This is a genomic window from Burkholderia plantarii, assembly GCF_001411805.1.
Lineage (GTDB): Bacteria > Pseudomonadota > Gammaproteobacteria > Burkholderiales > Burkholderiaceae > Burkholderia > Burkholderia plantarii.
The window spans coordinates 3,621,230-3,634,890 of record NZ_CP007212.1 but is presented as its reverse complement, the minus strand read 5'-3'; the positions used below and the strand labels follow the sequence as shown (position 1 = coordinate 3,634,890).

At 72.7% G+C, this 13,661-nt stretch carries 11 protein-coding genes and 1 pseudogene; 3 read left to right on the top strand and 9 right to left on the bottom strand.

Annotation, left to right across the window (positions count from 1 at the left end; translation table 11 throughout):
• Positions 1 to 156 precede the first annotated feature (156 nt).
• The 3 genes from bpln_RS15585 to bpln_RS15580 all read right to left on the bottom strand — a co-directional run bounded on the left by bpln_RS15585 (position 157) and on the right by bpln_RS15580 (position 2,440).
• Complete coding sequence (locus bpln_RS15585; RefSeq protein WP_042625942.1) at positions 157 to 1,125, bottom strand: hypothetical protein; 969 nt, start codon at positions 1,123 to 1,125, stop codon at positions 157 to 159.
• 193 nt (positions 1,126 to 1,318) lie between these two features.
• Complete coding sequence (locus bpln_RS36725; RefSeq protein ID WP_158512039.1) at positions 1,319 to 1,492, bottom strand: hypothetical protein; 174 nt, start codon at positions 1,490 to 1,492, stop codon at positions 1,319 to 1,321.
• Positions 1,493 to 2,440: a LysR family transcriptional regulator gene (locus bpln_RS15580; protein ID WP_082465300.1), complete on the bottom strand. Its 948-nt coding sequence runs from the start codon at positions 2,438 to 2,440 to the stop codon at positions 1,493 to 1,495.
• 100 nt (positions 2,441 to 2,540) lie between these two features.
• On the opposite strand from bpln_RS15580, the gene bpln_RS15575 reads away from it, so the two are divergent.
• Positions 2,541 to 4,151, top strand: a complete 1,611-nt coding sequence (locus tag bpln_RS15575) for an MFS transporter (RefSeq protein ID WP_420807341.1) — start codon at positions 2,541 to 2,543, stop codon at positions 4,149 to 4,151.
• A 248-nt stretch (positions 4,152 to 4,399) separates the two neighbouring features.
• Here the strand turns inward: bpln_RS15575 and bpln_RS37785 are convergent.
• A pseudogene (locus bpln_RS37785) lies at positions 4,400 to 4,612 on the bottom strand (RidA family protein); the annotation flags it as partial.
• Between the two features lie 863 nt (positions 4,613 to 5,475).
• Between bpln_RS37785 and bpln_RS15555 the strand changes: the two are divergent.
• Positions 5,476 to 6,642, top strand: a complete 1,167-nt coding sequence (locus bpln_RS15555; protein ID WP_042625939.1) for a GGDEF domain-containing protein — start codon at positions 5,476 to 5,478, stop codon at positions 6,640 to 6,642.
• 82 nt (positions 6,643 to 6,724) lie between these two features.
• Here the strand turns inward: bpln_RS15555 and bpln_RS15550 are convergent, their stop codons facing one another.
• Positions 6,725 to 7,747 (bottom strand): fatty acid desaturase, encoded by a 1,023-nt coding sequence (locus bpln_RS15550; protein WP_055139226.1) that lies wholly within the window; start codon positions 7,745 to 7,747, stop codon positions 6,725 to 6,727.
• 334 nt (positions 7,748 to 8,081) lie between these two features.
• Here bpln_RS15550 and bpln_RS15545 point away from each other — a divergent pair, with 334 nt between their 5' ends.
• Positions 8,082 to 8,906: a phosphate/phosphite/phosphonate ABC transporter substrate-binding protein gene (locus bpln_RS15545; protein ID WP_055139225.1), complete on the top strand. Its 825-nt coding sequence runs from the start codon at positions 8,082 to 8,084 to the stop codon at positions 8,904 to 8,906.
• Positions 8,907 to 9,030: 124 nt separating this feature from the next.
• On the opposite strand, the gene bpln_RS15540 is transcribed toward bpln_RS15545, so the two are convergent.
• The 4 genes from bpln_RS15540 to bpln_RS15525 form a co-directional block, all read right to left on the bottom strand.
• A complete protein-coding gene (locus bpln_RS15540) occupies positions 9,031 to 10,023 on the bottom strand; it encodes an aldo/keto reductase (RefSeq protein ID WP_055139224.1) in 993 nt (330 codons plus the stop codon).
• Between the two features lie 104 nt (positions 10,024 to 10,127).
• Complete coding sequence (locus tag bpln_RS15535; RefSeq protein WP_055139223.1) at positions 10,128 to 11,048, bottom strand: LysR family transcriptional regulator; 921 nt, start codon at positions 11,046 to 11,048, stop codon at positions 10,128 to 10,130.
• Between the two features lie 376 nt (positions 11,049 to 11,424).
• Positions 11,425 to 12,642, bottom strand: coding sequence for an MFS transporter (locus bpln_RS15530; protein WP_042625934.1), 1,218 nt, complete (start codon positions 12,640 to 12,642; stop codon positions 11,425 to 11,427).
• Between the two features lie 415 nt (positions 12,643 to 13,057).
• Positions 13,058 to 13,624, bottom strand: coding sequence for a GNAT family N-acetyltransferase (locus tag bpln_RS15525; RefSeq protein ID WP_080937240.1), 567 nt, complete (start codon positions 13,622 to 13,624; stop codon positions 13,058 to 13,060).
• Between the last annotated feature and the right edge of the window lie 37 nt (positions 13,625 to 13,661).

Sequence of the window (13,661 nt, the reverse complement as noted above, 5' to 3'; positions counted from 1 at the left end):
TCGGGGCACGCCGCCGGTGGTCGGGTCGGGCGATTCGACGAGCGGTGGGGGCGGCGCGAGCGGGCGCCGTCATGGCGTTGTCGCGAGTGGGCGGATCGCCCGCATGCATCGCTCGGCGAAGCACGCGATGGGGTGGCGGCCCCGGCGGTGCGCCGCTCAGCAGTCGGAGAACGTCGAGCAGACGATCCGCACGTCGAACAGCTGCGCGATCGTGGTCAGCGCGTAGAGCAGCGCGAACGAGTGGCGGTCCGCGTAGGGCAGCGAGGGCTGGAACGCGCTGCCGTGCCATTGCCAGTCGGCGTCGGCCTCGGTGTCGCGGCGCGGGCGGTCGAACACCGCCTCGATCTCGTAGCCGCCCGCGCCCTTGGCCGGGATGCCGACGTTCAGCGCGAGCCCGGCGAGCCGGTCGAGCGGGAAGCGGAAGCTGTCGCGGCCGAGCCGGAAGCCGGCCCAGCGCGCGTCGCGGCTGCGGAACGCGACGAACAGCGTGTCGTCGGCGCGCTTGTGGGCCTCGAAGTGCTCGGGCAGGTCGTCGAGCGGCGCGATCGCGGGCTGCAGTTCGGCGGCGTTCTCGTCGATGTCGACGTGCTTGAGGCAGGCCGCGCGCAGGCCCGCGTAGAGCTGGCGATAGACGGCGCCGGGCGAGGTCGCGCGCAGGTCGACGTCGAGCAGGATGCGCTGGTAGCTCGCGTGTTCGCCGAGGAAGGCCGGCAGCGGCTGGCTGTCGTCGGCGCCAAGGTAGGCGGAGCGGCTGCCGAGCGGGCTCGGCAGCAGGTCGATCGGGCGCGGGCGGTCGTCGGGGCGGCGCGCGCGGCTTTCGATCGGGCGCGGCGTGGGCGGCGGCACCGGGGCTGGAGTGGGTGCGTGCGCATCGATCGCCGCGTTGGCGGAGGTGGGGGGAGGTACGGTGTCGGGAGCGGCGAGGCGTTCGGCGTCTTCGGCGGCGGCGGCGCGGCGGGCGGCCGCCTTCGCATCGCGGCGCCGGGCCAGCACGCCCGCCACCGACAGCAACAGCAGTTCGGCGACGGTCGCCACCGCGCCGGCGGCGAGGCCGGCCAACACGCCGTCCCGGGAGCCGGCGATCAGGCCGGCCAGAAGCGGTATCAACAACAGGAGCGCGAGCATCGGCGTTCGGTCATGGGTGGGGCGGTGCGGGTCCGGCATCCCGGTTCGCCGCCCGGCGGGGCAGGCGCGGGCGCCGCGGTACGGCACGATGATAAGCGCGCGGGCGCTCGCCGAACAAGCGGGAATCGGGGTGGCGCGGGCCGTGCGTGGGTCGATGCGACGGTTGCCGTGGCGGTGCGGAGCGTCGGGCGGTTTATCGGGCGGTTTGTCGGTTGGTTCGTCGGCTGGTTCGCCGGTCCCGTTCGCCGGTCGGCGCATCGTCCGGCTCGTCGGCAGGCTCATCGGCCGGTTCGTCAGCCGGTTCGTCGGTCCTCGTCAGCCGGTTCGTCAGCCGGTTCACCGACCGGATCGCCAGTGCCTTCGGCATTCAGCCGATCCGCCGCCCAGGCGCCGGCGCGGATGTTCGGGTGCGCGCCGCGTCCTTGCCCGCCGGCACCGGCACCTCGTCGCCAGCGGCATGGCGCAGGAACGCGCGCACCGCCTGCGAACGCTCGTGGTGGCGGAACAGCAAGGCGATCTCCGAGCGCACCGGCTTGCCGGCGAGCGGCCGGTAGACCACGCCGGGCAGCCGGATGCAATCGCACACGGCGCCCGGCACCACCGCCACCGTGTCGCCGAGCGAGACGCGCGCGAGCACGGCGGCGAGCGTGCCCGGGCGCGACTCGATGGCCGGCGTGAAGCGCCCGCGCCGCGCCACCTCGAAGGTGCCGCCCTGCTGCTCGGGCAGCGTGAACGCGGCGTCGCGCAGCTGGCGTGCCGCGATCGCCGGCAGCGCCGCGAGCGGCGAGGCGGCCGGCAGCGCGACGACGAATTCGTCGGCGTGGACGCGCACGCTCCGGATCCCGTCGGGGCAGCTCACGGGCGGGCGCACGTAGGCCAGATCGAGGCGGCCGTCGTCGAGCATCGCCGGGATCGCGTCCATCGGCAGCTCGGCCAGCTGCACGTCCACCTGCGGGCGCCGCGCGCGAAAGCCGATCACGGCCTGCTGCATCACGCCCGTGAACGCGGCCGAGCCGACATAGCCGATCCGGATCCGGCCCAGCTCGCCGCGCTCGGCGCGCTGGCCGAGTTCGTGCGCGCGCGCGAGCGCCGCGAGCGCGGTGGCGGCCTCGGGGACGTAGGCGGCGCCGGCCGCCGTCAGCTCGACCGAGCGGCGGCTGCGGTGGAACAGGCGCAGCTGCAGCAGCCGTTCGGCCTCCTGGATCTGCTTGGTCAGCGACGGCGGCGCGATGCCGAGTGCCTCGGCGGCACGGGCGAAATGCAGGTGCTCGGCGACGGCCAGCACGCAGCGCAGATGGCGCAGTTCGAGCTTCACGGTATTAATGAATTCGTGAATGAAGTTGCCATCTTATGCTATCGACCGGCAACAGCGGCCTCGCTACCATCGGCGCCGGCACGATACGAGGAGCGAGGCAATGACGGGCAGCACGAACCACACGAATCCCGCACCGGCGCGGGCCATGCGGAGCCGCGCCGGCGGCCGGCCCCGGCGCGGCTCGCCGGGCTTCCTGCTGGCCACGGCCTCGGCCACCTGCGCGCTGATCACGCTCGACACCAATATCGTCGCGGTATCGCTGCCGTCGATCGCGCGCGCGTTCCACGCCGGCTTTGCCGACGCCGAATGGGTGGTCAGCGCCTACATGGTGTCGTTCGCCTCGTGCCTGCTGCCGATGGGCGCGCTGGCCGACCGCTACGGCCGCAAGCGCATGATGCTGCTCGGCCTGCTCGCGTTCGCGGCGGCTTCGCTCGCCTGCGGGCTCGCGCCGGGCGTGCTGTTCCTCAATCTCGCGCGCGCGGCCAAGGGCGTGGGCGCCGCGATGCTGCTCACCGCCGCGCTCGCCGTGATCGCCCACGCGTTTCCCGACGCGCGCGAACGGGCGCGCGCCTGGGCGATCTGGGGCATGACGATGGGCATCGCCACCACCGTGGCGCCGCTCGTCGGCGGCGTGATCACGCAGTGGGTCGGCTGGCGCTGGATCTTCCTGCTGAACCTGCCGGTCTGCGCGGTGCTGCTCGGCTGCGCGTGGCGCGCGGTGGATGAATCGCGCAACGCCGGCGCCGGGCGCGTGGACGTGGCCGGCAGCGCGCTGTTCGGCACGGGTCTCGCGAGCGGCATCTGGGCGCTGATCGGCGCGCAGGACGAGGGCTGGCACGGCGCCGCCACGCTGCTGCGCGGCGCGGCCTGCGCGCTGCTGCTGGCCGGCTTCGTGCGGCTCGAGCGGCGGCGGCCGCACGCGATGATCGACCTCGCGCTGTTCGGCCAGCCGCGCTTCGTGGCCGCCGTGCTCGGCATGTTCGGCTACGCGGCCTGCGCGCAGGTGATGATGACGTTCCTGCCGCTCTACCTGCAGAACGCGTTCGGTTGGGCGGCGGTGCGGGCCGGCGTGGGGATGCTGCCGTTCGCGGTGGCGATGGTGGCCGGGCCGTATCTGGGCGCGCGACTCTCGCACCGGCTGCCGGGCGCGGCGATGCTGTCCGCCGGCCTCGCGCTGGTGGGCGCGGGCAACCTGCTGACCGCGCTGGTGGCTGCGCGCGGCGGCTACGGGCCGGTCGCGCTCGGCATGATCGTGACCGGGCTCGGCGCCGGCGTGCTGAACGGCGACACGCAGAAGGCGATCATGGCCTGCGTGCCGCCCGAGCGCACCGGCATGGCCTCGGGGATCAGCACCACCACGCGCTTCACGGCGATCGTCACATCGATCGGCGTGCTCGGCGCGGTGCTGGCCTCGCGCACCCACGCGGCGCTCGGCGCGGCGCTGGCCACGGAGCCGGCGGCGCGGGCGCGGCTCGACGCGCGCTTCATGTCGGACCTGCTCGCGGGCGACCCGGCGCATGCGATCGGCGCGCTGCCGGGGGCGCTGCGCGCGAGCGTGGCGGCGGTCGCGCCGGGCAGCTTCGCGAGCGGATTCGCGGCGGCGCTGTCGGTGGCGGGAGGGCTCGCGATCGTGGTGGCCGTGCCGGTGTGGCGGCTCGCGGCGGCCGGCCGGCGCGTCGCGCGCGCGGACGCGTTGCGCGAGCGTGCCTGACCGGGCAGTGCGGCGGCCTCGTGGTTTGCGTTTGCCTCTTCGCGTGGCGGCGCCGACCGGGCGCGCCGCTCACACCGCCGCGATGCAGTCGATCTCGATGTCGAAGCGGCCCGGCCGGGCCGGCACGTTGACGAAGATCCGCGCCGGCGGCTGCGCGCCGAAGCACTCGGCGTAGATCGCGTCGACGGTCGGAACCTCGCCGCCGAGGTGCAATGGACGTTGCACGTCAGCACCTGGTCGAGCGACGAGCCGGCCGTCTCCACGCACGGTTTCAGCTGTTCGAGCACGCGCCGGATCCGGACTTCGATCGGCGCGCCGAGCACCTCGCCCGGGTCCGGGTCGAACGGCGGGAAGCCCGACCCGTAGAGCGTATCGCCGTGCCGCGTGACGGCCGCGGTCGGTGCCTTCCAGCGTTCCAGCCAGCCGGACAGCGGTTCCACGCGGATGATGTCGCGAGCCATGACGGTTTGCGTGCAGACGGAGTGAAGAGGATGGCCCGGCGCGTGGCCGGGCGGTCGGGTCGCGTGTCAGCCGCGTGCGGCGATCACCTGCTTGAGCAGCGCGCCCGACGTCGCGCGCGCCGATCTCCTGCGCGGCCGGTTCGTCGAAGGCGGCGCGCAGGCGGACGTCGAGCCGGTCCGACGCGTCGACGTGCTCGACGATCGGCGCCGACAGATGGTCGAGCAGGTCGATCGCGGCGCCGAACGCCGCATGGAAGTCGCCGCGGATCATCACCGTCATCGGGTCGCTCGCGCCGGCGCGAAACCGGTTGATCGGATCGGCCACCTGCCGGTGCTCGCGTCCCGTCACGCGCAGCGGCGCGATGCGGGCCCGGTTTGCCGGCGCCTCGAACTGCAGCGTGTGCGGCGCGAGCGGCACCGTGCCGGCGCCGGCGATGTGCAGCAGCCCGCTGCCTGACAGGATGTGATGCATGCCGGGCGCGTCGTGGTCGTCGAGTTCGAGCACGACGCCCTCGCTGACGATGCATTCGGACAGGCCGATCACGCGGATCTCGAGCCGCGTGACCCGTTCGGTCAGATCGTCGGGCGACAGGCGGGGCGAGGCGGGCGGCGTGGCGGCCGGCATGCGGGGCGGGGTCGAGGGAAGCGCCGGGCGGGACGGCGCCGGGTCGCGTGCCGATCGCGGCGGCGCGGGCCCCCGGGCGACCGAACTTGCCGCGATTCGCGCGACGCGCGGGATCGCCTGCCGCGCGCCGCGCCGCCTTCCGGCCCGCGTTGAAATTTGACTATCGCGGCGGTGTCGGACGTCCGGCGTAGAATGCCGCTGCTGCCGCGCGGTATCGGCATGAGTTTTTTCGTCAGTGATGCACGTCGACCTTCTTACCCTTTATTTCCTCGCGATCGGAACGCTTTTTGCCAGTGCCGGCATGACGTTCTGGGAGCATCGCACCCATCCCAATCGCAGTCAGGCGTTGCGCACGTTCGCGGCGGGCTACGCGACGCTCGCGGTCGGCTGCGCCGTGGTGCTGGTGCGGGGCCGACTGCCCGGCGCATGGGGATCGGCGCTCGGCAACCTGGTGATCGTCTCCGGCTACCTGCTGATCCTGGACGGCGTGGCGGCGCTGAACGGCCGGCGCCGGCGCGGCGTCTCGCTGGGCCTCGTCGCGGCGCTGGCGCTGGCGTGGGCGGTGGCCGGCACGCGCTGGCAGGAAACCATGTGGCTCTATCTGAGCGCGATTCCGATCGCGCTGGCGAGTGCCATGACCACGCGCGAACTGCTGCGCAACGAGGCGCTGCGCGCGCTCCCGGCATGGCGCATCGCGGTCGCGGTGACGGGGCTGCACGCACTGCTCTACGTCGCCCGCGCGTTCGCGCTGCCGTGGCTCGCGCGCGAGTTCGGGCCGCCGATCGTGCTGGCCGCGAGCCAGGTCACGATGTACGAGGGCGTGCTCTATTCGGTGGTGCTGCCGATGACGATGCTGCGGCTGGTGCGCGAGGAAACGCACGGCGAGCTGCTGCGCGAATCGCGCACCGACTACCTGACGCGGCTCGGCAACCGCCGCTGGTTCTTCGAGGAAGGCGAGCGCGTGGTGGCCGCCGGGGCGGGGCGCCAGGCATTCGCCGTGCTTGCCTTCGATCTCGATCACTTCAAGCGCATCAACGACCGCCACGGCCACAAGACCGGCGACGACGTGCTGAAGACGTTTGCCGACGAGGTGCGCGGCGTGCTGGGCGAGGCCACCGTCGTCGCACGCATCGGCGGCGAGGAGTTCGCCGCGCTGCTGGCCGGCGATGACGCGCGGCGCGCGGCCGAGTTGGGCAGGGCCGTCGCGCGCCGCTTCGCCGAGACGATCGCGGAACGCGGCGACGGCCTCGGCATCCAGGCGACCGTCAGCATCGGCCTGGCCCACTGCGCGGCCGGCACGCCGGCCCCCACGCCGGCGCTGGTGCTGGCCGACATGCTGGCCAACGCCGACGGCGCGCTGTACCGCGCGAAATCGCTCGGCGGCAACCGGCTCGAACTGGCGTAGCACCGTTCGCCCGCGCGCGGCGCGATACCGGATTTCAGGAGGACGAAGCATCGGCGGCACGCCATGCGTTCGTGCCCGCGCCTCAACTGCTGATCTGCAAGCATCCCTCTATCACCGCGATCCGGCCGCCGCCGGTCGAGAGCGCGGCCGTGGCATGCCGGAACGGATGCTCGGGCGCATCGGTCGGCCGCCACGCGTAGCGGCGCAACAGCTCCAGATAGCCGCCCCGGATCACGAAGCCGTCGCACTTGGCCAGATAGGCGTCGCGGCGCATCCGGTACGCGGCCGGCAGCTGGAACCACGGCAGGCCGGGCAGATCGTGATGCACGAGGTGATAGTTGTTGTTCAGGTAGAGCAGGCGCATCGCGAGGCCGGCCTCGTTGATCGCGATGCGCGCCTTCGGATGGACGGCGGCGCGATGCTCGAGCAGCGAGCGCACCATCGCGAGCGACAGCGCCGGCCAGCTCACGGCGAGCAGGTAGGCCCACCAGGCGATGCCGACCGAGAGCTGCACCCAGGCGAGCAGCGCCGCCACGCAGGCGCCGTGCGTGGCCCACATCCGCAGCGCGGCGCGTTCGCCGCGCCGGATGCGCCGCAGCGCGTCGGCGAACGTGGCGGCCACGCTCATCGGCGGCCCCACCACGAGCCGCCCGAGGAAGGTCTTGCGCAGCACCCACAGCGCGCGCCGCCAGCGCGGCAGCGTCGCCCATCGTCCGTGCGGCAGGTAATTGCCTTCGGGGTCCACGCCGGGCACGGTCAGGTCGTCGTCGCGATGGTGCGCGAGATGCGTGTCGCGATAGCAGGTGTACGGATACCAGATCGCGAGCGGCGGATAGGCGAGCAGCCGGTTCAGCCAGTCGAGGCGCGTGGGATGGCCGTGCAGCAGCTCGTGCTGCAGCGACATCTGCCAGGCCGCCAGCACGACCAGGACCGGCACGGCCGCCGCGAACGGCAGCGCGCCGGCGCGCACCAGCAGCATGGCGCCGAACCAGCCGCCGTAGATCGTCGCGATCAGCAGCCAGGTGGGCCACTCGGTGCGCGCGGCGAAGCAGGTGCCGAGCGCGCGAATCTCGTTGGCGTGGTCTACGTCGAAATATTCGGCCATATCGGGAAGGCGGGAAGCCGGGCGGCGAGTCGATGGCGGGTGCCGCGCCGTCGGCATGGCGGCACGTTCCGTGAGGCAACACACGGGCGCGTCGAGCCCCGAAGGCGTCGCGGCGGATGCATCGCAGCGGGCGCGCTCGCGGTTGGCGTGACGCCAGGCCCACTCTAGCGAATCGGCGGCGCGCCACCAATCAACGAATTCGCATTTGCTTATCAGGCACGCGGCCGCCGCGATCCGGGCGCAGAATGGCTGCGGGCGCGACCCGACGCCGTCGTTCCGGCGGGCACCTCGTCACGCCGCGTTTTCCGAACCCGCGAGCAAGGAGCCGCCGCGCATGAGCCGATGGATCGCCGGACTGCCGATGTACAACGTGACGCCGCATCATGGCGCGCTCTGGCGCGCGCTGCTCGACGACGCGCTCGCGGCGTTCGCGCGGCGGGGCGGCACGCGCGAGGTCAGCGTGCTCGAGGAGCCGTTCGGCGAACTGATGCCGCTGTGGCGCTGCGCCGATCTGTTGCTGTCGCAGACCTGCGGCTATCCGTTCCGGATGCTCGGGATTGCCGACGTCGCGCGGCTGATCGCGACGCCGTGCTTCGACGCCGATGGTTGCGACGGCGCCTGGTATTCGAGCGTGCTGGTGGTGTCGGCCGCCGCGCAGGCGCGCGGCGCGACCACGCTGGCCGGCTGCCGCGGGCTGCGCGCGGCCTGCAACGGCGACGATTCGCACAGCGGCATGAACGCGTTTCGCCGTGCCGTCGCGCCGCTCGCGCGCGGCGAGCGATTCTTTGCCTCGGTCACGGCGTTCGGCTCGCATCGCAACGCGCTCGACGCGCTGGCGGCGGGCCATGCCGATTGCGCGGCGATCGACTGCGTGACGTTTGCCTATCTGCGCGACGCGCTGCCCGAGCGGCTGCGCGAGATCCGCGTGATTGGCGCGAGCGCGGGCGCGCCGGGGCTGCCGTTGATCGCCTCGCGCCGGCTCGACGACCGGCAGGCCGGCTGGCTGCGCGACGCGCTCGATGTGGCCTGCAGCGCCGATCCGGCGCGCGCGCGGGCGTTGCGCCTGCGCGGCTTCAAGACGGTGGCCGAGGCGGACTACGACCGGATCGCGCGGATGGCGGACGAGGCGGCGGCGCTCGGTTATCCGCGGCTGGCCTGACGGGAACGCCGGCAAGCAACGTCCACAGCGAAGCTTGCGGACTGCCGCACAGGATTTGTCCACCGTGCCATGTGGGCAAACGCTGTGCGCGACGGCCGGCGCCCCCGCTCGGCGATTGCGCGGCTCAGGCCGCGCGCAGCGGCGGCGCCATGAATTCCGGCCCGACCGGATCGGTCACGTGCTGCGCGAGGATCGCGTCGATGTCGGCCAGGTCGCGCGCGTCGAGCCGCCAGCCGAATGCGTCGCGAATGCCGTTCAGCTGTTCGGGCTTGCGCGCGCCCCACAGCGCGATCGTCGGCCCCTGGTCGAGCACCCAGCGGATCGCGAGCGCGAGCACCGACTTGCCGTGCCGTTCGCCCGCGAGTTCGGCCAGCGCGTCCACCGCCCGCAGGTATTGCGCGAAACGCGGCGCCTGGAACTTCGGATCGTTGCGGCGCAGGTCGTCACCCTCGAAGCGGGTGTCGGCCGCCATCCGCCCCGACAGCAGGCCGCGGCACAGCGCGCCGTAGGCCAGCACCTGCAGCCCGTGCTGCTTCGCATACGGCAGCACGTCGGCCTCGATCGCGCGCTCGAACAGGTTGTACGGCGGCTGCACGGCGGCGAGCGGCGCGGCCGAGGCGAACTGGTCCATCTGCGCCGGGCTGTAGTTGCTCACACCGATCGCGAGGATCTTGCCGTCGCGGCGCAGGCGTTCGAGTTCGGCGGCCGTCTCGTCGAACGGCACCAGCGGGTCGGGCCAGTGGACCTGATAGAGGTCGATGCGGTCGGTGCGCAGCCGGCGCAGCGAATCCTCGATCTCCCGGCGGATCCGCGCGACGCTGGAATTGCGCATGACCTTCTCGTCGGCGTTCCAGTCGAGCGCGACCTTGGTGGCGATCACGGCCTGGTCGCGGATGCCCGCCAGCGCCTCGCCGACGATCGACTCCGAGTGGCCGAAGCCGTAGGCGGGCGCCGTATCGATCAGGTTGATGCCCTGCTCGACGGCGTTGCGCACGGTGGCGATCGACTGCCGGTCGTCGGCGCCGCCCCACATCCAGCCGCCGATCGCCCAGGTGCCGAGGCCGATGCGCGACACCGGCGTGTCGATGCCCGCGATGCGGGTGGTTTCGATGTTCATGCTCAGGATCTCGCTTTGCGGGTCGAAAGCGCCAGTCTAGACCGGCGATCGATGAGCTGCGCTCAACGTCGGCATGACCGGCATTCGTCGCGCGACGGCGGCGCTCAGCGTTTGAATTCGGGCAGCCCGTGATCCTCGCGGATCATCTGCACGAGCTGCGCGAGGCTCGCCGAGAGCTGCCGGCGGCTCGGGTAGTACATCACGAACGGCTCGGTCGGCGGCGCCCAGTCGGGCATCACCAGCACCAGCCGGCCGCTCGCGAGGTGCGGCTCGATGCGCCGCTTCAGGCAGTAGGCGATGCCGACGGCGGCCAGCGCGGCGTTGATCACCGCGTCGGTGTCGTTGAGGATCACGCGGCCCGGCACGTCGACGCGGCAGGCCTGCTTGCCGCGCCCGAGTTCCCACTGGTAGACCGATTCGTCGCCGATGCGCAGCCGGATGCACGAATGGCCGGCGAAATCGGCCGGCTGCGCGGGCGTGCCGTTCCGGCGCAGATAGTCGGGCGAGGCGGCCAGCACCCAGTCCAGCTCCGGGGTGAGCGGGATCCCCACCATGTCACGCGGCACGCGGCGCCCGTAGCGGATGCCGGCGTCGAAGCCGCCCTTCACGATGTCGACCAGATGGTCGTCCACCACCACCTCGAGCTGCGATTTCGGAAAGCGGTTCAGATAGCGGCCGAGCACCGGGCTGACCAGCAACTGCGAGGCGTCGCGCGGCACGTTGATGCGAATCAGGCCCGACGGCGTGTTGCGGAACTGCGAGAGCGCGGCCAGCGCGCTGTCGATGTGCTCGAAGCCGACGTCGAGCCCCTTGACGAGCACGGCGCCGGCGTCGGTCGGCGCGATCGCGCGCGTGGTGCGGTTCAGCAGCTTCACGCCGAGCTTCTCCTCGAGGCCGCGCAGCGCATGGCTCAGCGCCGACGCGGTCACGCCGAGTTCGGCGGCGGCGAGCCGGAAGCTCTTGCGGCGGCAGATGACGGAGAACGCGCTCAGCGTCGCCAGGTCGTTGCGGCTGTAGGTCGGCACGGTGGGGTTCCTCGGGAGCGCGCGGGACGGCGCGAACGGCCGGCAGATTCTTGAGCGCGGCTCAACCGAAGTCAATCACGACGTGCGCCGCGCTTCGCGCCGACGGTTAAGGGGTCGGATTTGTGTCGCGGTTGTCCAGATAGTGAGCCGCGGCTGTGGATGACGGTGCGTGGGCCGTCGATCACGAGCGGGAGCGGGGTGCGTCGCGGCCGGCCCGGCACCTCGGTGGCGTGCGCCGGGCGGGTCGAACGAAGCTGGCGGAACGAAGCCGCCCGGTTACTGGCCGCCCGATGTCGATGCCGCCGGGCGCGGCTGACGCTCGCCGACTGCACGTCCCCGCACCCCGGCAGCGCTTCGGTCGTACTGCAACCGCGCCTCACCCATGCCGCTTGCGCTGATCAGCAAGCGCCCAGGCGTGGACGCCGATCCCGGCCAGCGCGAGCAGGCTGCCGACCCAGCCGGTGGACGACCAGCCGAGCCCCGCGTCGATCGTGATGCCGCCGAGCCACGCGCCGAGCGCGTTGGCGATGTTGAACGCGGCGTGGTTCAGCGCGGCGGCGAGCGTCTGTGCGTCGCCGGCCACGTCCATCAGCCGCGTCTGCAGCGTGGCGGCCAGCGCGACGATGGTGCCCACCAGCAGCACGTTGAGCGGCCCGAACACGGCGCTATGCGAGCTGAACGTGTAGGCGCCCATCACCACCACGGCCCAGATCAGCACGTAGCGGATGGTCTTCTCGAGCGCGCGATCGGCGAAGCGCGAGCCGGCCAGGTTGCCGGTCACCATGCCGAGCCCGAACAGCGCGAGCACCACCGGCACCAGCGCGACCGGCAGGTGCGCGAGTTCGGTCATGGTCGGCTTCACGTAGCTGAACACCGAGAACACGCCGCCCGAGCCGATCGCGCCGATGCCGAGCGTGAGCACCACCTGCTTGCTGCGCAGCGCGCCCAGTTCGCGCAGCGGGCTCGCGAGCGCGTCGCCGGGCATGAACGGCACCCACAGCCGCACCAGCAGCGCCGAGAGCAGGCCGATCGCGCCGACGATCGCGAACGCGATGCGCCAGCCGAACCACTGGCCGATCGCGGCCACGATCGGCACGCCGAGCAGCGTGGCCACGGTCAGGCCGAGGAACACCAGCGCCACCGCCTGGGTGCGCCGCTCGCGCGGCACGAGGCCCGCCGCCACCAGCGCCGCGACGCCGAAGAAGGTGCCGTGCGGGAAGCCGGTCAGGAAGCGCGCGAGCGCCATCGACGCGAAGCCGGGCGCGATCGCGCTGACCAAATTGCCGAGCGCGAACACCAGCATCAGCCCGACCAGGAAGCTGCGCCGCGCCCAGCGCGCGCCGAGCACGGCCAGCAGCGGCGCGCCGATCACCACGCCGAGCGCGTAGATGCTGATCAGGTGGCCGGCCTGCGGAATCGTGATGGCGAGGTCGCGCGCCGCGTCGGGCAGCAGGCCCATGATCACGAATTCGCCGGTGCCGATGCCGAAGCCGCCGACGGCGAGGGCAAGCAGGGCACGGCGCGCCTGGGCGGGCGAGACGGCGACGGAAGGGCGGGCCACGTCGTGCTCGACGGTGCCGGAGGTGGTGGTCATGGGAGACGAATCGATTCGCGGGTGGACGGGATGGCGGCCCCGCGCGAGGGCCGCAGGCGGTGCGCGGATCGTAGCGTTTAAATCGGTGAAGCGGGCTCAATGAAAAATTGAGATGGGCTCAACAATGCGCGAGGCGCAGCGTGGACTCACGTCAGGCGGTGCCCGGGGGGCGCGCCCGGTTCGTCGGCGCCGTCGCGCGTCGGGTCATGGCCCACGCGGGAATCGCCGGACCACGCCGCGCCACCGCGCTGCCGTCCCGCGGATCGGGTGGTCGACGCCGGCCTCGTGCGCGCATGGGTGCATGGTGGCCGATCCCTGGCCGGCGGTGCGGTCGTCGACGCCCGACGCCCGTGGATCGGGCCGACCGTCGGCCCGGCGGGGCGGGCGCTGCCGGCCGCCACCGACGGCACGGGCATCAGCCGCGCGGCAGGTCGAGCCGAAAGAGCAGCGAGTCGCGGTCGGGAAAGTCGTGGCGAACCGGCAGCTCGTGCGCGGCGATCTCGACGAAGCCGTGCCGTCGGTAAAACGCATGCGAGCGCGTGGCGACGGCCGGCGTGTCGAGCAGCAGCGTGGCCACGCGCTGCTGCCGGGCCCGCGCGAGCAGCACCGCGAACAGGCGCGACGCGCAGCCCTTGCCGGCACCGCGCCAGGCCGCCGCGACGAAGAATTTCTTCATCACCGCGACGCCGGGGGCCTTGAGCTGCAGGCCGATCGTGCCGACCACCTGCCCGGCCGCGTCGAGCGCGACCCAGAAGCCGCCGCCCGTTTCCGTGAAGTGACGCGCGATGTCGAGCAGTTCGGGCTGCGCGTCGAGCGGGATGGCGACGCCGGCCTCGACGTTCTGGACATGCAGGATCAGCGCGATCGCGGCGTTGGCGTGGCCGGGCTCGAACGCGACGATGCGCGGCGCGGCGATATCGGGAACGGGATCGGGATCGAAGGCGGAGCCGGAAACGGCGGGCAGGGCGGGATCGACGGACATGGGCGGATGCGTGAGCGTGGAAGACCCGCGCACCTTA